Genomic DNA, 19,397 nt, shown 5'->3' with positions numbered 1-19,397 from the left:
AATGACAACTCCCCTGCTCGAAATCAAAGACCTGAAAGTCCGCTTCCATCAGAGCGGTGTCGGCAACGATGCGGTCAAAGATGCGGTCAAAAACGTCAGTTTTGAACTGTTTCCGGGTGAGACACTGGGCCTGGTGGGCGAGTCCGGCTCGGGTAAATCCCTTTCTGCCCTGAGCATACTGCAACTGCTCCCTGATAACGCTCAGCACCAGGGTGAGATACTGTTTGACGGCAAAAACCTGTTGGCCCTGTCAGAAAAAGAGATCAGAGGCGTTCGTGGTAACCAGATCGGTATGATTTTCCAGGAACCCATGACCGCCCTTAATCCTTTGCATACGATAGAAAAGCAAATCTGCGAGGTTCTCAGCCTGCACCTGGGGATGCGTCCGCAACAGGCCAGCCAGCGCACTTTGGAATTGCTTGAACTGGTGGGCATTCAGGAGCCCGCCAAAAAGCTTTCAGCCTATCCCCACGAACTGTCCGGCGGCCAGCGTCAAAGAGCGATGATTGCCATGGCTCTGGCCTGCGAACCGAAGATCCTGATTGCTGATGAGCCCACCACCGCTCTGGATGTGACGGTACAAAGACAAATTCTGTCGCTGCTGGCGGAATTACAGCAGAAACTGGGCATGGCTATTTTGTTTATCAGTCATGACCTCAACCTGATCCATCATGTATCCCATCGAATCTGCGTTATGAAAGACGGAGAGCTGGTTGAAACCGGTGCCACCCAGGCGGTTTTTAATCAGCCAGAACATCCCTACACGATAGAGCTGCTCAATGCTGAGCCCTCAGGGGCACCAGTTCCCGTTTCTGATGAGCAACATAAAGTGATTGAAGGACGGGACGTCCGGGTCTGGTTCCCGGTCAAGGCCGGATTCTTTCGCAGGACGGTTGATCATATAAAAGCCGTCACCGATCTTTCTATCTCAGTAGCAAAAGGGGAAACGCTGGGGATTGTTGGTGAATCCGGTTCCGGGAAAACCACCCTGGGCATGGCCCTGCTGAAGTTGCAGGAGAGTCAGGGCCAGATCTACTTTGAAAGCAATCCCCTGCACTCCCTGAACCAGAAACAGTGTCGTCCATACCGACGACAGATGCAGGTTGTTTTTCAGGATCCCTACGGCAGTCTCAGCCCAAGAATGACCATAGCCGACATTATTGGTGAAGGACTGGATATCCACCAGCTGGCCACCAGCGGTGAACGGGACGACCTCATTATAAAAGTCATGACCGAAGTCGGCCTCGACCCTCAATGGCGACACCGTTATCCCCATGAATTTTCCGGCGGACAGAGACAGCGTATTGCCATAGCCAGGGCTCTGGTTTTGAAACCAAAGCTGATTATTCTTGATGAGCCCACCTCTGCCCTGGACAGAACCGTCCAGTCGCAAGTTATTGAACTGCTAAGGAACCTCCAGGAAAAATACAATCTCAGCTACATCTTTATCAGCCATGACCTTGCGGTAGTAAAAGCCATGAGCCACCGGATTCTGGTGATGAAAGACGGCGAGATTGTTGAGCAGGGTGCAACCGACCAGATCTTTCTCCAGCCTCAGACAGGATACACCCGCAAGTTACTTAAAGCGGCTTTCGAAAGTCACCGGTAGTTCCAATTGATAGTTCCAGTTGATAGTTCCAATTGATAGTTCCAATTAATTGTTACCACCACCGGCTTTTCAACTATCTTCACTTCAACGGCAAAAGAATCCCGTCGGAGTGAGCAGCATGTCCCTGTTTGAACATTACCAGCAACGATATGACTCTATTCAGGAAGAAGAGATCAGCCTTCAGGATTTCCTGACGCTGTGCAAGCAAGAACCCAAAACCTATGCCAGTGCTGCCGAACGGATTCTTGAGGCGATTGGCGAGCCGGAGATTATCGATACTTCCAGAGACCCGAGACTCAGCAGAATATTTTCCAACAAGTTGATTAAACGATATCCGGCGTTTAATGAGTTTTATGGTATGGAAGAAGCCATTGAGCAGATTGTTTCTTACTTTCAATACGCGGCCCAGGGACTGGAAGAGAAAAAACAGATTCTCTATCTGCTGGGTCCAGTGGGCGGCGGTAAATCCTCTCTGGCAGAAAAACTGAAGGAACTGATTGAAAAAGTCCCCTTCTACGCCATCAAGGGCTCACCGGTCTTTGAATCCCCCCTGGGCCTGTTCAACCCTGAGCAGGACGGAGCACTGCTGGCGCAGGAGTACGGCATACCTGGCCGTTGTCTCCGGTACATTATGTCCCCCTGGGCCGTTAAACGACTGGAGGAGTACAAGGGTGATATTTCCCAATTCAGGGTCATCAAACTTCACCCCAACCGACTGAAGCAGATTGCCGTTGCCAAAACCGAACCCGGCGATGAAAACAATCAGGACATCTCCAGTCTGGTCGGTAAAGTGGATATACGACAACTGGAAGAATATTCCCAGGATGATCCCGATGCCTACAGCTTCTCAGGGGCACTCTGTAGAGCCAACCAGGGCGTTATGGAATTCGTCGAAATGTTCAAGGCCCCCATCAAGGTGCTTCACCCTTTGCTGACCGCTACCCAGGAAGGTAATTACAACAGTACCGAAGGCCTTGGCTCTATTCCCTATGAAGGCGTTATTCTCGCCCACTCCAACGAATCGGAGTGGCAGGCGTTCAGAAATAATAAAACCAATGAAGCCTTTATTGATCGCGTCAATATTATCAAGGTGCCCTATTGCACCCGCACCAGTGAAGAGATCAGAATTTATGAAAAACTGCTTGAACACAGTTCTCTCAATAAGGCTCCCTGCGCCCCGGACACATTACGAATGCTGGCCCAGTTCAGCGTCCTGTCCCGAATCGCTGACCCTGAGAACTCTTCTGTTTACTCCAAAATGCGGGTTTATGACGGCGAGAATCTCAAAGACACCGACCCTAACGCCAAGTCGCTCCAGGAATACAAGGATGCCGCTGGCGTTGATGAGGGGATGGAAGGCTTATCGACCCGCTTTGCCTTCAAGATTCTCTCAAAGGTCTTTAATTTTGACCCCACTGAAATAGCCGCCAATCCGGTTCATCTGTTGTATGTTCTTGAACAGCAGATTGAACAACAACAGTTCCCTAATTCGATGGAAGAGCGATACATCGGCTTTATCAAAGAATATCTGACGCCAAGATACGTTGAGTTCCTGGGTAAAGAAATTCAGACTGCCTACCTGGAGTCCTATTCAGAATACGGCCAGAACATTTTTGATCGCTACATCACCTACGCCGATTTCTGGATTCAGGACCAGGAGTACCGGGACCCTGATACCGGACAGATTCTAGACCGTTCGGCACTGAATGAGGATCTGGAAAAAATTGAAAAGCCAGCGGGCATAGCCAACCCGAAAGATTTCCGTAATGAGGTGGTGAACTTTGTGCTCAGGGCCAGGGCTGACCTGCAGGGCAAGAATCCCAGCTGGCTGAGTTACGAGAAAATGAGAGTGGTGATTGAGAAGAAAATGTTCTCCAACACCGAAGACCTGCTGCCTGTCATTTCATTCAATGCCAAGGCTTCCCATGACGATCAGAAGAAACATGCCGACTTTGTCGACCGTATGATACAGCATGGCTACACCGAAAAGCAGGTCAGACTGCTGTCTGAATGGTACATCCGGGTCAGAAAGTCGCAATAATCTATGAGTATCATCATTGATCGACGCCTGAACAGCGGCAAAAAAAGTACGGTTAACCGGCAACGCTTTCTACGACGGTATAAAAACACCATCCAAAAATCGGTTCAGGAACAGATCAACCGTCGTTCAATTACCGATATGGAGCGTGGTTCGGATATCTCCATTCCCAGAAAGGATGTCTCAGAACCCGTTTTTCACCATGGCGAGACTGGCCGTCGACAGCGTGTTCATCCGGGCAACAAGGAGTTTCACTCCGGTGATCGGTTCAATCGTCCCGACGGCGGCCAGGGTCGTGGCTCAGGTGAAGGTGAGGCCGGTCATCAGGGGACCGGTACCGACGACTTTGTCTTCCAGATTAACCGGGATGAGTTTCTCCAATATCTCTTTGAAGATCTTGAGCTGCCCAACCTGATCAAAAAAAACCTGATGGATACCACCGAATACGCGCTCAAACGAGCCGGATTCACAACCTGTGGCTCACCGGACCGGTTGAATGTGGTTCGCTCACTCCGGGCAGCCCACGCTCGAAGAATTGCCCTTTTTGGTAAAGAGCGCAAGTTGATCAGGGAGTTGAAGCGTCAACTCCGGGAGCTGGAGGTACAACCGGGTCAACATGATAGTGAGAAGGAAGAGGAGCTACGCCGCCAGATTAACGAATTGAATAAAAAACTACGCCGACTGCCGTTTATTGATGACTTTGACCTGCGTTTTAACAACCTGGTCAGGGTGCCTCAGCCTTCGTGCAAAGCCGTTATGATCTGTATTATGGATGTGTCTGGCTCCATGACCCGCGAAATCAAGGATATCGCTAAACGCTTCTTCCTGTTGCTTTACCTGTTCCTGAAACGAAATTATGAAGCCACTGAGGTGGTTTTTATCCGGCATCACACTGAAGCCAAAGAATGTAACGAACACGACTTTTTCTACGCCAGGGAAACGGGAGGCACCATTGTCTCTTCAGCACTGATGCTGGCACAGCAGATTATTGATGATCGTTACCCACCGGAAAAATGGAATATTTATGTAGCCCAGGCCTCGGATGGCGACAACTGGGACAGCGATAACCTGCTCTGTCACGACACTATCACCCAGAAGATTCTGCCTCTGGTTCAATACTTTGCTTACGTAGAAATAGCCCAGCGACATCAGCACCTGTGGCGTACCTACAAAGAGATTGAAAAAAACTTCAGTGACCAGTTTGCCCAGCAGCAGATCCATGACCAGAGTGATATCTACCCGGTCTTCCGTCGTCTGTTCGAAAAGAAAGTGGCATAACCATGACTCGCCAGTACCTTTCAACCCAGTACCCTTCAACCCAGTACCCTTCAACCCAGTACCTCTCAACCGGCTCCGAATGGACCTTTGAGTTACTTGACGCTTATGACAGGGCTATTGGCCGACTGGCAGAAAAGTTTGAGCTGGACACTTATCCGAACCAGATTGAAGTCATTAACACAGAACAGATGATTGACGCCTACGCCTCGGTAGGGATGCCCCTGATGTACCAGCACTGGAGTTTTGGCAAAAAATTTCTGACCAACTTTCAAAACTACCGGCGTGGCCGAATGGGGCTCGCCTATGAAATTGTCATCAATTCCAACCCCTGCATTGCCTATCTGATGGAGGAAAATACCATGGCGATGCAGGCACTGGTGATTGCTCATGCCTGTTATGGTCATAACTCTTTTTTCAAAGGCAACTATCTGTTTCGCCAATGGACCAATGCTGACTCCATTGTCGACTATCTGCTGTTTGCCAGAAACTACATCAATCAGTGCGAAGAGAAGTACGGTGTGGAGGCCGTTGAAGAAGTGCTGGATGCCTGTCATGCCCTGATGAACCAGGGAGTCAATCGTTATATGCGCCCGTCTGTTATTTCTGCCGAAATGGAGAAAAATCAGGCACGGGAGCGAGCCGAATATATCCAGAGAAACATTAACGACCTTTGGCGTACCGTCCCCACCAGAAAGGAAGACCCGGACAAAAAGAGAAAACGTTTTCCCCGGGAACCGGAAGAAAACATCCTCTACTTTATTGAAAAAAATGCGCCGCTGCTCAAGACCTGGCAACGGGAAGTGATTCGAATTGTTCGGAAAATAGCCCAGTATTTTTACCCTCAGCGGCAAACACAGGTCATGAACGAAGGCTGGGCCAGCTTCTGGCATTTTACGCTAATGCATGAACTCTATCGGGAAGGTTTGATCAACGAAGGTTATGTGCTCGAGTTTCTGCATTCCCATAGCAATGTCGTATTTCAGCCGGATTTTGATGATCCACGTTACCAGGGCATTAATCCTTACACGTTAGGCTTTAATATTTACCGTGATATTCGTCGTATATGCGAGCAACCTACGCCAGAAGACCGGTTCTGGTTTCCTGACCTGGCAGGCAGCGACTGGCTGAAAACCCTTCACCACGCCATGACCCAATACAAGGATGAAAGCTTTATCCTCCAGTTCCTTTCTCCTAAGGTGATGCGGGATATGCGGCTGTTTTGCATTGATGACGACCACCGGCAAGCCTTTCTCGAAGTCAGTGCCATACACGATGATTCCGGTTACAAAGCGCTCAGGGAGTCGCTCTCCAATCAATATAATCTGGGCAGCCTGGAGCCTGATATCCAGATTTATAATGTCGATGTGAAAGGCGACAGGTCCCTGACGCTCATTCATTCCATGCACATGGGTCAAAACCTCCATGGGGATACGGCCATGGAAATTCTCAAGCATCTGCATTTGTTATGGGGGTTTGATGTACGGTTGAATTCTGTCGATGCTAGCGGCGAAGTACAGCACAGTTTCTGTAATTCAGAAGCTTGCTAGCATCTTCGTTCAGGATGCACGGTCGAGGTCTCCGTTCACCCTGAGCGGAGTTTGGGTGCTATTGAACCGGCAAAGTCCTGTGATGATTCCCGGTCATGTGTTGCAAGATACGGTTAACCTGGCAGCTATAACCAAACTCGTTATCGTACCAGACGTAAAGAACACAACGATTGCCATCAACAATGGTGGCCCGGCTGTCTATGATACCGGCATTGCGGTTACCGACGAAGTCACTGGATACCACTTCAAAAGAGTTTACGTAATCAATCTGCTTCTTCAGGTCTGAGTACAGCGCCCTGTCACGGAGATAGCTGTTCAGCTCTTCAACAGTGGTGTCCTTAGACAGGTTCAGGTTCAGAATCGCCATGGACACATTGGGTGTGGGAACCCGGATGGCATTACCGGTCAACTTGCCCTGCAACTGCGGCAGTGCCTTGGCAACAGCCCTGGCCGCTCCGGTTTCGGTGATCACCATATTCAGGGCGGCACTGCGACCACGACGGGAACCACTATGGTAGTTGTCAATCAGGTTCTGGTCGTTGGTGTAGGAGTGAACGGTTTCCACATGACCATTCTCAACACCAAATTTGTCACAAACTGCTTTCAGTACTGGCGTAATAGCATTGGTCGTGCAGGAGGCGGCAGAGATGATCTGGTCTTCATCGTTGATGATGTCATGGTTAACACCAAACACAACATTTTTAAGATCGCCCTTGCCGGGTGCTGTCAGTAGCACTCTGCTAACCCCTTTGGACTGAAGATGCTGACTCAGCCCCTCCTGGTCACGCCAGACACCGGTGTTATCGACGACAATGGCATTGTTAATGCCGTAATGAGTGTAATCGATGGAATCCGGAGCATTGGCGTAAATAAACCGGATCGCGACACCGTTGGCATAGATAATATTATTCTCTTCATCGACGCTGATAGTGCCATTGAAAGACCCATGGACGGAATCACGTCTGAGTAAACTGGCACGCTTTTGCAGATCGTTGTTCGCTTTGCCTTTACGCACCACCACCGCTCTCAGGTTCAGGCCAGAACCCCCTGCCCGCTCAACAAGAATACGGGTCATCAGGCGACCGATCCGGCCAAAGCCATAGAGGACGACATCTTTATCATCATGGCCATGGCCATTCTTACCATCCACCAGCTCTGAAACCTGGCTGCGCACATACTCTTCCAGAGTCTGATGACCTTCACTCTGCTCATAGCCCGATGCCAGTTTGCCAATATCAATGCGGCCCGGAGCCAGGTTCAGTTTGCTGAGCAATTCAATCACGGGAAATGTCTGACGTACACACAGGGCAGAACCTTCTACCTGGCGGACATACTTGTGAGATTTGAGAATATCAATCACCGAACGATTGATAATTGAACGACCATAGATTGAGGTCACAACGTTGTTTTCACGATACAAGCGGCCGATCAATGGAATCATGGATTCGGCTAAGGCTTCACGTTCTCTCCAGTCCTGAAAATGGTCTTTTCCCACGGTTCCAATCCTGTGTTTTTTATCTGCTTAAAGTTGCTATGAGTTGCTATGCCCTTCGGCTCCGGGGCTATTATCCAGAGTTCAGCCCCAGTTAGCAACAAAGTACAACAAACTTTAACACGACGCTCAGTCGTTATTTCCAATAAAGAAAGCTGCAAGGGCGCTATTGCATGGTATCTGCCGCTATGAACAGCTAGAATTGCCGGACTAGCGTATTCAAAATAAGTCACCCTTCATGTCGCAGACCAATTTGAACTCATCTTCTTTTCAGCTTCCAGAGACTCCGGGACATAAAACCTTCTGGGGTCAGCTAAGCCAAACAACAAACTCATACGCCATAGCCAGTGCCGCCCGGTCAACCTGTCGCCCGCTGCTGGTCATTACCCCGGACTCGGCTCAGGCCAACGCCCTTGAAGAGGAGCTGAGGTTCTTTCTGGAAGGGGATCAGTCCACCCGTACCATGCATTTTCCTGACTGGGAGATACTGCCCTACGATGCCTTTTCTCCCCATCAGGACATTATTTCCCAGCGACTGAAAACCCTTTACCGTCTTCCCCGTTGCGAAAAGACCGTCCTGATTATCTCGGTGTCCACCCTGCTGCACCGACTGTGCCCCCGGGATTACCTGGAGTCCAACTGTCTGGTTCTGAAACGGGGTGAAACCTTTGTTATTGCCCATAAAAGGCAACAACTGGAGCAGGCGGGTTATCGTTGTGTTGAAACTGTCTATGAGCATGGTGAATTTGCTATCCGGGGCTCGCTCATGGATATCTTCCCCATGGGCTCCGACACGCCCTACCGGATTGATCTGTTTGATGATGAAATCGATACCCTGCGAGAGTTTGATCCGGAAAGCCAACGCTCCATTAACCAGGTGGATTACATAGAACTGCTGCCGGGCCATGAATTCCCCATGGATAAAGCCGCCAGGGATCAGTTCCGAAGCCGTTTCCGGGAAGTGTTTGATGTTGATCATCGTGACTGTCCGGTCTATCAGGATATTGGTCAGGGACTGGCCAGCCCAGGTATTGAATACTATTTACCGCTGTTTTTTGAGCAGACGGCCACCCTGTTTGATCATCTTTCCCCTGAAACTACCATCATTCAATACCAAGGGGTTCAGGAAGCCATTGAACAGTTCTGGCAGGACCTGACGGAACGCTATGAGAACCGGAAAGTCGACCCTAACCGTCCGCTGCTGGCTCCGGCAAAGGTTTTGATGCCTTCAGAAGAAATCAACCGGGCCCTGAAAAAGTACCCTCGTGTTGTCCTGTCAGCAGAACGCGTTGACGCCCCTGACAGCTTCAACCTTGATGACCAGCCACTGCCTGAGCTGACACTGAATATCCGTGCCGATCATCCTTTGCAGCCGCTGGAAGACCTGATTCAATCAGGACCGAGGGTGCTTCTGGTGGCTGAAAGTGCGGGCCGCCGGGAAGTGCTGCTGGAAGTGCTGGCTGAGTCCGACATTAAACCCACTCATTTCAACAGCTGGGCCACCTTCCTGAGCAGAAAAGAAACGCTTGGGATTACGGTGGGTTCGCTGGCATCAGGATTCCTGCTCAAAGATCTCAATATTGCCCTGATTCCAGAATCGCTGCTGCTGGGCCAGAGAGTCATGCAGCGTCGTCGGCGAAAAGGGGAAACAGAACCCGACACGGATCAAACCATTCGCAACCTGACTGAGTTGAGAGCAGGTGCTCCTGTGGTTCATATTGATCATGGTGTCGGACGGTATCGTGGTCTTGATACTCTGTCCGTTGATGGTCAGGAGACCGAATTCCTGACTCTGGAATACGCCAGCGAAGCCAAGCTCTACATTCCTGTAGCCTCTCTGCACCTGATTGCCCGTTACACCGGCACCGATGATGAGCATGCTCCCCTGCACCGTCTGGGCAGTGAACAATGGAGCAAAGCTCGTCGCAAGGCGGCTGAAAAAGCCAGGGATGCCGCAGCAGAGCTGTTGGATATCTACGCCCGACGGGAAGCCAGAAAGGGCTTTGCCTTTGCAGCGCCGGATCAGCACTATCACGCCTTCTCTGCAGGCTTCCCATTTGAGGAGACCCCAGACCAGCAGCAGGCCATTATCAACGTCATAAAAGACATGTCTGAAGGCAAACCCATGGATCGCCTGGTTTGTGGAGACGTCGGTTTTGGTAAAACAGAGGTGGCCATGAGAGCCGCCTTTCTGGCGGTTCACGGTGGCAGGCAGGTAGCGATCCTGGTGCCAACCACCCTGCTGGCGCAACAACATTATGAAAGCTTTCGTGACCGTTTTGCTGATTGGCCCGTTGAAATCGACGTAGCCTCACGCTTCAAGTCGGCTAAACAGATTCAGGGACTCAAGGAGAAAGCCTCGGATGGCAGGCTGGATATTATTATTGGCACCCACAAACTGATTCAGAGTGATTTCAAATTCAAGAATCTCGGTCTGTTGATTATTGATGAAGAACACCGTTTCGGGGTCAGGCACAAGGAAATGTTGAAATCCATGCGTTCAGAAGTCGATATTCTGACCCTGACGGCTACCCCGATTCCACGCACACTCAATATGGCTATGTCCGGTATTCGCGATCTCTCGATTATCGCAACGCCACCGGCACGACGCCTGTCAGTCAAAACCTTTGTCCGACAAAGTGACACATTGCTGGTCAAAGAAGCCATTCTCCGTGAGTTGTTACGGGGAGGTCAGGTCTATTACCTGCACAATGAAGTTTCCAGTATCGAGAAGGCGGCCTCGGATCTACAGGAACTTATTCCTGAGGCACGTATTGCCGTGGGCCACGGACAAATGCGTGAAAGAGAGCTGGAACAGGTGATGTCTGACTTTTATCACAAGCGACATAATATCCTGGTCTGTACCACCATTATTGAGACAGGTATTGATATACCCAATGCCAACACCATTATCATCCACCGCTCGGACAAATTTGGTCTGGCACAACTGCACCAGTTGCGAGGACGGGTGGGCCGATCTCACCATCAAGCCTACGCTTACCTGCTGACACCTCCGCAGAAATCCATGACCAAAGACGCCCTGAAAAGGCTGGAAGCCATTGCCGAAGCCCAGGATCTGGGAGCGGGCTTTATGCTGGCATCCAATGACCTGGAAATTCGCGGTGCGGGTGAATTGCTGGGTGAAGAACAGAGTGGGCAAATTCAGAATGTTGGCTTTACGCTCTACACCGAAATGCTGGAAAAAGCGGTGGCAGCCATCCGTAACGGTGAAACGCCGGATCTGGACAAACCTCTGCAACAGGGCAGCGATGTCAACCTGCGCCTCCCTGCCCTGCTGCCAGAAGACTATATCCATGATGTCCACAATCGACTGATTCTCTATAAACGCATTGCTGCAGCAAAAAACGACGAAGGTCTGAAAAATCTCCAGGTTGAACTGATTGACCGCTTTGGCCTGCTGCCGGAACAGGCCAAAAACCTGTTCCGACAGACCCGCCTCAGACTAAGAGCTGAAAAGATGGGCATTATTAAAATTGATGCCGGTGCTGGCAGTGCCCGAATCGAATTCAACAGTCAGCCGGATATTGACCCCATGGCCATCATTCAGCTGATTCAGTCAGAGCCACATCTATACCGACTGGAAGGCAGCAGTGTCTTGAAGTACAGTGGCGCCATGGAACAAGCTGAAGCACGATTCAAGCTTCTGGAACGATTACTGGATCGGTTGGCGGCATGAGTGAGAAACCCAGAGCCAACCAGACTGAAGGTCAACGAGGTACAGGATTGAAAACGAGTGTTAATCACAACGCCACTTTTGGCATGATTCAGAAGGTGACCGCCAGCCTGCTTTTGAGCACAATCGCCATGACATCCATGGCCAGTACAGATGCTCAGAAAACCCAGACCCAGTGGTATCAGGCCGATATGATTGTATTTCTGAACGAACAGAGCATGAATGGCAGTGAGAAATGGCCTGAGGTCACTGCACATCCTCAACCCGCTAACGTGATCAAACTGAAGTCCTATAAACCCGGGGCGGACGAGACTTCTTCTGACCTTGGTAGTTTTCTGAATCGGCCTGAAAAGAAACCTGTGGTTGATCTGGAGCGGGACGCCTTTGTGTCGCTACCCTACCCATCCCATTTGCTGCAGAAAGAAAGCAGCAACCTGTCCAAAAATGGCAGCTACCGGATTCTGGCGCAAAAAGCCTGGCTGATGCCGGTCAAGGAAGGTGAAAGCACCTTGCCCGTCAGCATTCAAACTTACAACACACAAAGTGAAACGCCCAGTATGCTGAAAGGCACCGTTGCGGTCAGTTCCAGTCGTTTTCTGCATGTGGACGTTAATCTCTGGTACAGTGAGTTGGCCTGGGAAGCACTGGCAAAAAACAGGGGTGATTTACAGTCACTTCCAGAGTCGCTACCAGAGTCGCTACCAGAGCCGCAACAGAAACCTGAGGTCAATGAAGCACTGCCACTGGTCACAACTCCGGATGGGCAGTCCATGAAAATTACCCGTAATTTTCAATTGCAGGAAAGTCGCAAAATCACCAACAATGAGGAGATTCAGTATCTGGACAGCCCAGTCATTGGCGTGCTCTTCAAACTCACGCCTTACCAAAGACCTGACCAGCCTCCTCTACCTGAAATAACGACTGATCAGGAAGAAAAACCGGAGCTGGGAACTCTGCCCGGGATCGTCGATCAGAAAGACGGTTGATTCGGAGTCCACCCTTCGACCGTGCATCCTGAGCGCCCTTCGGCTCCGCTCAGGATGAACAGAGTTTGGGTGCCACTTTTCCACCACTTTTCCAGATTTTGACTAACCTGATTTCCCAATAAGCATTTCAATAACTGGGAAGCCAAGCCTTGCTATTCAAAAACCCGATAATTTTGATCCTGCCCGTTGCCATTGCCTTTTCCGAACCGGGCATATCACAGATCGAAACTGTTTTTTTACCTCTTTTACCCGTCCGGGGTGCACTACCAGAACCAGAAGAAGAGGGTACGTGGCCCGTAACCGTGACAAATCTTCATAAAAATCACGTAACCACATTGTTTTTCTTAGGAAAAATATCAAATTCTAACGGTCGTGCCTTTTGGTTCAGATCCAGCCGGTAATCCCCCAGAAGATTGGTGTGATGGTCACGGTACGGTGAGAGGTGACTCATCATTTCATCCGTGATTTCATGCCTTCTTTTTGTAGTTCAGTCAATGTTGGGATATTGGGTGAGTAGACCTACTCGAAAAAGTGTCCAGAAATGGAAAATTAAACTCTATTCTTACAGTTTTCAGCGCGTCGCTTGACGTAAATTATGAGTATGCCCTATCTGGACAATCCAGCAATATCAAGGGCTTGCTGCTTATAGCAACTTTTCGTTCCAGTCCAGTGGAACTCATACCTCATTTTCAGCTGTTCATTGTTAACACAAGACCAGTGGTGCTTTAGTGTTAGCTACTAAATGTATATCATAAAGGCTGTTGCTTATGTCGCTCAAATGCTGCAGGCTATTTTCAATTGGTGTATACACCGATGCAGCACACCAATTGAAAAAGCATAGCCCAAGCCTTAAGTCACAAGGGTAAACCAGGAAACTGTCCTCAAAATCCCGGATAAACTCGATCTATATGGTGTTTTTCTTGGTACTAACAATAAGGACTTCAGACCCGGTATACTATCGAAAAATAAAAAAACTAAGGAGTATAGGAAACGATATGGAAGCCCACACTCTGCTGATTCAGCCTATTATCGCTCTGGTTATATGGTCTTTGGTAATGTGGTTATGGATGTACCTGACTCGGCTCCCTGCCATTGCCACAATGAAAATGAAGATGGATCCGGACACGCCGTCCGGCGTGCAGATGTCGCTGTTGCCGGCCAGAGTACGTTGGAAGGCCGACAACTATAACCATTTGATGGAACAACCTACGGTGTTTTACGCCGTAGCCATTTCACTGGCGGTTATCGGCGAGCCGACCGATGTCACGGTTATGGCCGCATGGGTTTATGTCGGACTAAGAGTTGTGCATAGCCTGGTTCAAGCCCTGGGCAATAAGATTGAGCTGCGGTTTCTGGTGTTTATTATGTCCAATATCCCACTGATGCTGCTGACATGGCAAGCAGCCCGTGCGGCTTTTGGCGGCGGATCATAAACATCTCCCACACCCGCTTACCCGGCGGGTGACTGACATTCCCCTTGCTTCCTTTCCTTATCTTTCCATGCCCGCCCGTAAAGGAAAAACGCCGGCCATATGGAGACATTCCGCCGGACGGGTTGAAACCGTCGTTTCCGGATTTTCATGGCCATATTCCGATCAGCCAACGTGCCCAGCACCCGATCCATAATCAGTTTTCCGTAATGCATTCCGACACAGATCCTCCGGCCCGTACCAAAGGGAAAATACTCCTGAACCCGATGGGAATGCTGAAGGAATCGCTGCGGATCAAAGCGATCAGGATTTTGGTAAATATCGGGATTATGATGAGCCCGGTGTACAAAGGGGCAGACCATGGGGCCCTGCTCACCGGCCTGGTTGAAAGCTTCGCTAACCGAAGGAATAACACTACGCGCTTCGGACACCTTTTCCGGATCAATTCGCCGGGGCAGAATTTCCACCGGCGGGCAGTAGCGCAGCACCTCGTCCCGAAAGGCCTTAAGAGGTTTTTCGTCTCCTTTTCGCCAGGCGCGGCAGAAACGGGCGAAGATACCCGTCTCCTTTCCCGCCCAGAACAACGACCAGCTTAAGGCGCATCCGGTGGTGTCGTAGCCGGCTGCCAGCAGGGATACGAGATTGTCCCGAATAAAACCGTCATCGTACTGGTACTCCTTCTGTCCCCGGATCAGAGCCAGCAGAACCGGTGGCAGGTCGGCTTCAGGGTTGTCACGGTAAGATTCCCTAGCTGGGTGGATAACAGAATATATTTCCCTGTCGATCTGCCTGACGAGGTATGCGGCATAACCGCCGGGAGTCAGCCGCCTATCCTCCCAGAAATAGCTGCAGTAACTAACAATATTGGCCAGTAGCCCGGTGGTCGCTTCAAACTTGCGAAACAGACGGTCGATATCCTCCTTCCGTTCCAGGCCCAGTACCATTTTCCCGAGGATGCGCATGGTCAGGTAGCGAGACCAGGTACCGATGTTAATATTCCGGTTTACACTCAGTTTCGGCAGTTCCTCGGCAATAATGTCATCAATCACCGGCTGGAACTGTCGGCTAAGGGTATGGGATAGAGGAGGAGCCAGAATACGGCGGGCCATTTTGTGGCGGTCATGATCCAGCAGGAACACGCTTTGTGAACCCAGCACCATACCCAGAAAGGTATTGCCCTGACCTCCCAGAAACATGTCGCCGGTTTGCTTGCGTACCGCCTCCAGTTCACCGGGTTGATCGATAAAAGCCAGGGTTTCCCACCCCGGAACTTTCAGCCATGATTGTTTACCCCGCATGGAAAAAAAACGGCGCGGCCAGTATAGCCAGGCTATGTAGTCTCTCACTGTCGACAGCATCGGTCTCAATCCTTTTTTATAATTGTTTTTCACAGACTATTAGTCGCTCTCAACAAACCCCAGAGAGATTTCATGGCCTTCCCTTTGGGGAAGGCAAAATATTCCGGCTCGATTTGCTGCGGTCGCCAGCCCATCTTGTACTGTCGCTGGGTACGGGCCGGATACACGACACCGCCATGGCGGGCCAAGATTCCGACCACGGAGGCGAACACTGGTGATTGCAGCTCTTTTGATACAGAATCGGGATCAGGAATATCGGCCAGAGGGGTAAAACCGAAGTGCAACCAGTCCGCATTCTCTTCTTCACTCCTCCTTATAATCTCCATGGCTTCCACGTTGATAGCCTGCATCACTCCGTTCGGGGTATCCGTTCTCTTCCTGGACAGATCGTGAAACCACCCGCTTTGGGCGGATAACACCCGGCTGTAAACAATGTAACCCAGTAATTGCCCCTCCCGTTCCGCAACCAGCAGGCGGTAACGGGATGACGGAATCCGGATACCGCTGAAACCCGTGACCAGATGTTTGAGCAACTTGGTTTTTTTATCCGCCAACCACTCGCTGTTTATCCGTTTCATCTCGGGCAGAATCGCGAAAAAATCGTCCCGATTATCAATCAGGCGTACGGTCACACCGGCTTTACGGCTCTTATTGACCTTGTTGCGCAGCTGCTGGAAACGTTTGCCGGCCAGCGAGTACTTCCGCAGGTCGATGCTGTAACTCGAGCCGATCCGGTTAATGTAATAACCCCGCTCGGCGAGCAGGCGATAATCTTCCGGGTCGGCGTGCAGAAACACTGTTATCTTCCCCTGCCGTTTCACCCTGGTCAGCCACGCATCCAGCAGAGCCGGTTTGCGCTCCGGGGCGCACAACAATCCACCGATAACAAAACGGATCTTTTGGTGCACAAAATAACCCAGGCAGCCTTGCTCCGGCTCTTCGGGAAAAAACAACCTGATATCCCGATTATACAATAAGGGCGACAACGGGTGCTTACCATAGCTTGAGATCCAGTGATCCCTGTCCCGGCAGCACTCCCGTTCCCGGCTATCTTCGACCTGACGACCCTGTCCGTTTTCCGATAAAGCCTCGACAACATCCGTCATTCACCCACCTCGATTTTTTGCTCGGACTTCTTCCATAACATCGGATGAAAATCATGCGCTCCGGCCTGTTGGCGAATAGCCTTAGCTTGACCGTGGTCGAGTGATTTGCCGATGCTATAGTGGCCCGATGCTCGGCCCAGGGCCAGTACGATGGTTTCCGACAAGCAGGCCAAGTTTACGCCGGGTTTACTACCAGTCATATTGTTGTCGCCATAAACATGGGGATTAGGCTGATGAACCAGCCCCCCTTCCACAACCAGGGCCTGGGAATGGTCGGACATAATAAAGTCGAACGGCCGGGCCACATCAACAGCTACGGCTCCGGGTTTGAGGCAGTCGCTGCGCAGGAACGGTTTGCCCTCACTTGTGGCGGCAATCACATAATCGGAGCAAGCAAGTGCGTGCCGTTGGCCGGTTGCCGACAGGCCGGGCAAGTTGGCGGCCGCCTTTCTAGCCAGAGCTTCCACATCCTTCTCGCAGGCACCTTTTGTTATGTGCAGGCGACCGGCCACGGAACGAATCCGGTTGATAAGGGAACCGGCCAGGGCCGGGTACTCGCCCTCCAGGGATAAACGACAAAGATGGTTAACAATTTCCTTATGCACAGCTTCTTCACTACCCGGCCGACCGATCAGCTCAATGGTATCGGCGTAGTGGGCCAGCTCCGACACCACCAGTTTTCCCACCGCTCCCCTGGCCCCGATCACTGCTAACCGTTTACCCAGCAGGTTATGATCCGCCATATCCAGCACCATTTCACTACAGGATATGGCGGTCAGGCTGTTGCCCGTGGTCAGGGTGAGGTCGCGAGCCTGCTCAAGAATAGACTCGCCGCCCCGGCTGATCACCGACGAATAAGCTCCTAGCCCCACCACTTCAACATTTTCCTCGCGTGCTACATCCAGCCAACTCTGTAAAAGATTGTGTTTTTCCGCCGGTGGCAGTTTCAACATATCCTGCGGGCTGATCGGGCTGTAAATCATAATGCCGTTGGCATAAGAGTGGTTGCTGCTAACGGCAAAGCGCAGGGCGACGGCCGGCGAGAAGTCGATCCTGCCAAATTCCATCACCTTGTGAGCCAAAGCTTCCTTTTGTTCCCGGGAATAATTGCAGGTTATGGCTTTGGGAAAACTGCGGATAACATCGGCAACGGAGGTGGTATGGATCAGAAAGGCGAAAGTTTTACCCTCGGTCTTGCTGCTATCGACTAAAAACTCAGGGGAATAAGGTTTGTCCTCAGAGACCGGATAGGTTTGTTCGAGAGCGGGTAGACTAACACGATCCACATCTATCAAATGGGCCAGCAGCAGATCGTACCGCCCTTGCCGCAATAACCGGCAAACCTCTTCCAGCGCCTCAAAGAGATCATAAATATCCCGCTCCGGAGTATTCAGGGACGGTTCAAAACGGATGGAGCAAGGATCCGACATCAAGGGCACCATATACCACCGGTGTCGTTTGAACAGGTAACTGCACAATATCCACGCCAGAGTGCCGCCGTTGTGCATATAGTTCAGCAGATAGTTATTGCGCACCTGTTTGTCTACAAAACGGAACGAACGCATCAATCCGCACCCGCGCCAGGAAAAATGTTGGGGCTGACACTCCCCGCCCTATCGGGCGAGGGTTCTTAGATCGCTCCAAGAACCTTCCTGCTTCAACACGCCTTCCCTAGATAGGGGCTTTAAGCCTCTATCCCCGTTCCAGTCGCTCCACAGGCTAACCCCGCCAGTCCAGCGGTTTTGATATTCTTTGCTGCGTTAATGTCCCGGTCGTGATGGGTTTTGCATTCCGGGCATTCCCATTCACGAATAGACAACGGCAGACTTTCATGGACAAATCCGCAACCGGAACAGCGTTTAGAGCTTGGAAAGAATCGGTCAATCTTAACCAGATCTCTGCCTGCCCATTCAGCCTTGTATTTCAACTGTCGGACAAACTCTCCCCAGTTTGCATCGGCTATATGCTTGGCCAGCTTTGGATTTTTGATCATACCTTTCACGTTCAGAGACTCTACGCAAACAACTTGGTTCTCGTTAATGAGTTTGCGTGATGCCTGGTGGGTGGCATCCATCCGGCAATCGGCAATCTTGGCATGAAGTCGTGCAACCTTGAGCTTTGCTTTGGCTCTGTTGCTACTGCCTTTTTGCTTTTTTGACATCTGACGCTGAAGATAGGCGAGCTTTATCTCGTAGCGTTTGGTGTGCCTTGGGTTACCGGATTTTTCACCCTCTGAAGTGATGAACAGATCATTCAAACCTAAATCAATGCCTACTGTTTTGTTACTAATAGGCATTGGTTTAGCTTCAAACTCACACAGCATGGACACAAAGTACCGGCCTGCCCGATCCTTGCTGATGGTAATACTGGAAGGCTCAGAAGCCAGTGGTCGGCTCCACCGGATATTCAGCGGATCTTTGCTTTTGGCAATGAAAAGCTGACCATCTTTGTATCTGAAAGCGGCCTTTGTTAGCCGGATACTTTGTCTTGAGTGTCTTTTCTTGAATTTAGGGTATTTGGCTTTTCCATTACAAAATTTCTTGAAAGCCTCTTGCTGATCTCTAAGCTTTTGTTGAAGAATCACGCTGGATACATCAGCCAGAAATGGAAACTCTGTCTTGAGCGAGACAAGCCTTTTTTCTACCTCAGAGTGGGATATGGATTTCCCGTCTTTGTAGTAGGCATCAGTGCGAAAACGAAGCGTATTGTTATAAACAAATCGAGCACAACCAAACGACTGAGCAAGTAGCTGAGTTTGCCCAGGTGTTGGGTAGAATCGTTCTTTGTAGGCTCGCTTAGTCTTCATGCGAAATATTTTACAGAAAGCATTGCCTTTCGTAAACCTTGATGTTTATTATC

General features: G+C 50.5%; 13 protein-coding genes. 8 read left to right on the top strand and 5 right to left on the bottom strand.

Annotated elements, in window-relative coordinates; genetic code table 11:
• Position 1 precedes the first annotated feature (1 nt).
• From K7B67_RS08660 to K7B67_RS08645, 4 genes are all read left to right on the top strand, one after another.
• Positions 2 to 1,609, top strand: coding sequence for an ABC transporter ATP-binding protein (locus tag K7B67_RS08660; protein ID WP_252179949.1), 1,608 nt, complete (start codon positions 2 to 4; stop codon positions 1,607 to 1,609).
• A 118-nt stretch (positions 1,610 to 1,727) separates the two neighbouring features.
• The gene (locus K7B67_RS08655; RefSeq protein ID WP_252179948.1) at positions 1,728 to 3,650 is read left to right on the top strand and encodes a PrkA family serine protein kinase; all 1,923 of its coding nucleotides are present in this window, start codon (positions 1,728 to 1,730) and stop codon (positions 3,648 to 3,650) included.
• Between the two features lie 3 nt (positions 3,651 to 3,653).
• Positions 3,654 to 4,925: a YeaH/YhbH family protein gene (locus K7B67_RS08650; protein ID WP_252179947.1), complete on the top strand. Its 1,272-nt coding sequence runs from the start codon at positions 3,654 to 3,656 to the stop codon at positions 4,923 to 4,925.
• A gap of 2 nt (positions 4,926 to 4,927) precedes the next feature.
• On the top strand, positions 4,928 to 6,472 hold the full coding sequence (locus tag K7B67_RS08645; protein WP_252179946.1) for a SpoVR family protein: 1,545 nt from the start codon (positions 4,928 to 4,930) through the stop codon (positions 6,470 to 6,472).
• Positions 6,473 to 6,530: 58 nt separating this feature from the next.
• Here the strand turns inward: K7B67_RS08645 and K7B67_RS08640 are convergent, their stop codons facing one another.
• Positions 6,531 to 7,967, bottom strand: coding sequence for a glyceraldehyde-3-phosphate dehydrogenase (locus tag K7B67_RS08640; protein WP_256484810.1), 1,437 nt, complete (start codon positions 7,965 to 7,967; stop codon positions 6,531 to 6,533).
• Positions 7,968 to 8,202: 235 nt separating this feature from the next.
• Here K7B67_RS08640 and mfd point away from each other — a divergent pair, with 235 nt between their 5' ends.
• From mfd to K7B67_RS08620, 4 genes are all read left to right on the top strand, one after another.
• Positions 8,203 to 11,661: a transcription-repair coupling factor gene (gene mfd, locus K7B67_RS08635; RefSeq protein ID WP_252179945.1), complete on the top strand. Its 3,459-nt coding sequence runs from the start codon at positions 8,203 to 8,205 to the stop codon at positions 11,659 to 11,661.
• On the top strand, positions 11,658 to 12,644 hold the full coding sequence (locus K7B67_RS08630) for a CsiV family protein (RefSeq protein ID WP_252179944.1): 987 nt from the start codon (positions 11,658 to 11,660) through the stop codon (positions 12,642 to 12,644). Before mfd ends, K7B67_RS08630 begins: the two co-directional genes overlap by 4 nt.
• A 149-nt stretch (positions 12,645 to 12,793) precedes the next feature.
• Positions 12,794 to 13,045 carry a hypothetical protein gene (locus K7B67_RS08625; RefSeq protein ID WP_252179943.1) on the top strand — a complete coding sequence of 84 codons (252 nt, stop codon included), beginning with the start codon at positions 12,794 to 12,796 and terminating at the stop codon, positions 13,043 to 13,045.
• A gap of 594 nt (positions 13,046 to 13,639) precedes the next feature.
• Positions 13,640 to 14,077 carry an MAPEG family protein gene (locus K7B67_RS08620; protein WP_252179942.1) on the top strand — a complete coding sequence of 146 codons (438 nt, stop codon included), beginning with the start codon at positions 13,640 to 13,642 and terminating at the stop codon, positions 14,075 to 14,077.
• A gap of 17 nt (positions 14,078 to 14,094) precedes the next feature.
• On the opposite strand, the gene K7B67_RS08615 is transcribed toward K7B67_RS08620, so the two are convergent.
• The 4 genes from K7B67_RS08615 to K7B67_RS08600 all read right to left on the bottom strand — a co-directional run bounded on the left by K7B67_RS08615 (position 14,095) and on the right by K7B67_RS08600 (position 19,344).
• Positions 14,095 to 15,432, bottom strand: a complete 1,338-nt coding sequence (locus K7B67_RS08615) for a cytochrome P450 (protein WP_252179941.1) — start codon at positions 15,430 to 15,432, stop codon at positions 14,095 to 14,097.
• Between the two features lie 29 nt (positions 15,433 to 15,461).
• A complete protein-coding gene (locus tag K7B67_RS08610) occupies positions 15,462 to 16,538 on the bottom strand; it encodes a DUF2156 domain-containing protein (RefSeq protein ID WP_252179940.1) in 1,077 nt (358 codons plus the stop codon).
• Positions 16,535 to 18,103, bottom strand: coding sequence for a hypothetical protein (locus K7B67_RS08605; protein WP_252179939.1), 1,569 nt, complete (start codon positions 18,101 to 18,103; stop codon positions 16,535 to 16,537). The genes K7B67_RS08610 and K7B67_RS08605 overlap by 4 nt, the downstream gene beginning before the upstream one ends.
• A gap of 119 nt (positions 18,104 to 18,222) precedes the next feature.
• A complete protein-coding gene (locus K7B67_RS08600) occupies positions 18,223 to 19,344 on the bottom strand; it encodes a transposase (protein ID WP_252179938.1) in 1,122 nt (373 codons plus the stop codon).
• Positions 19,345 to 19,397 lie beyond the last annotated feature (53 nt).

The sequence above is a fragment of the Endozoicomonas sp. 4G genome (assembly GCF_023822025.1).
Classification (GTDB): Bacteria; Pseudomonadota; Gammaproteobacteria; order Pseudomonadales; family Endozoicomonadaceae; genus Endozoicomonas_A.
This window is presented reverse-complemented; position numbering and strand designations above follow the sequence as displayed.

Excerpts from the sequence above, each read along its gene's own strand:
- K7B67_RS08660 (WP_252179949.1), top strand. The coding sequence starts at position 2 with ATGACAACTCCCCTGCTCGAAATCAAAGACCTGAAAGTCCGCTTCCAT.
- K7B67_RS08655 (WP_252179948.1), top strand. The coding sequence starts at position 1,728 with ATGTCCCTGTTTGAACATTACCAGCAACGATATGACTCTATTCAGGAA.
- K7B67_RS08650 (WP_252179947.1), top strand. The coding sequence starts at position 3,654 with ATGAGTATCATCATTGATCGACGCCTGAACAGCGGCAAAAAAAGTACG.
- K7B67_RS08645 (WP_252179946.1), top strand. The coding sequence starts at position 4,928 with ATGACTCGCCAGTACCTTTCAACCCAGTACCCTTCAACCCAGTACCCT.
- mfd (WP_252179945.1), top strand. The coding sequence starts at position 8,203 with ATGTCGCAGACCAATTTGAACTCATCTTCTTTTCAGCTTCCAGAGACT.
- K7B67_RS08630 (WP_252179944.1), top strand. The coding sequence starts at position 11,658 with ATGAGTGAGAAACCCAGAGCCAACCAGACTGAAGGTCAACGAGGTACA.
- K7B67_RS08620 (WP_252179942.1), top strand. The coding sequence starts at position 13,640 with ATGGAAGCCCACACTCTGCTGATTCAGCCTATTATCGCTCTGGTTATA.
- K7B67_RS08615 (WP_252179941.1), bottom strand. The coding sequence starts at position 15,432 with ATGCTGTCGACAGTGAGAGACTACATAGCCTGGCTATACTGGCCGCGC.
- K7B67_RS08610 (WP_252179940.1), bottom strand. The coding sequence starts at position 16,538 with ATGACGGATGTTGTCGAGGCTTTATCGGAAAACGGACAGGGTCGTCAG.
- K7B67_RS08605 (WP_252179939.1), bottom strand. The coding sequence starts at position 18,103 with ATGCGTTCGTTCCGTTTTGTAGACAAACAGGTGCGCAATAACTATCTG.
- K7B67_RS08600 (WP_252179938.1), bottom strand. The coding sequence starts at position 19,344 with ATGAAGACTAAGCGAGCCTACAAAGAACGATTCTACCCAACACCTGGG.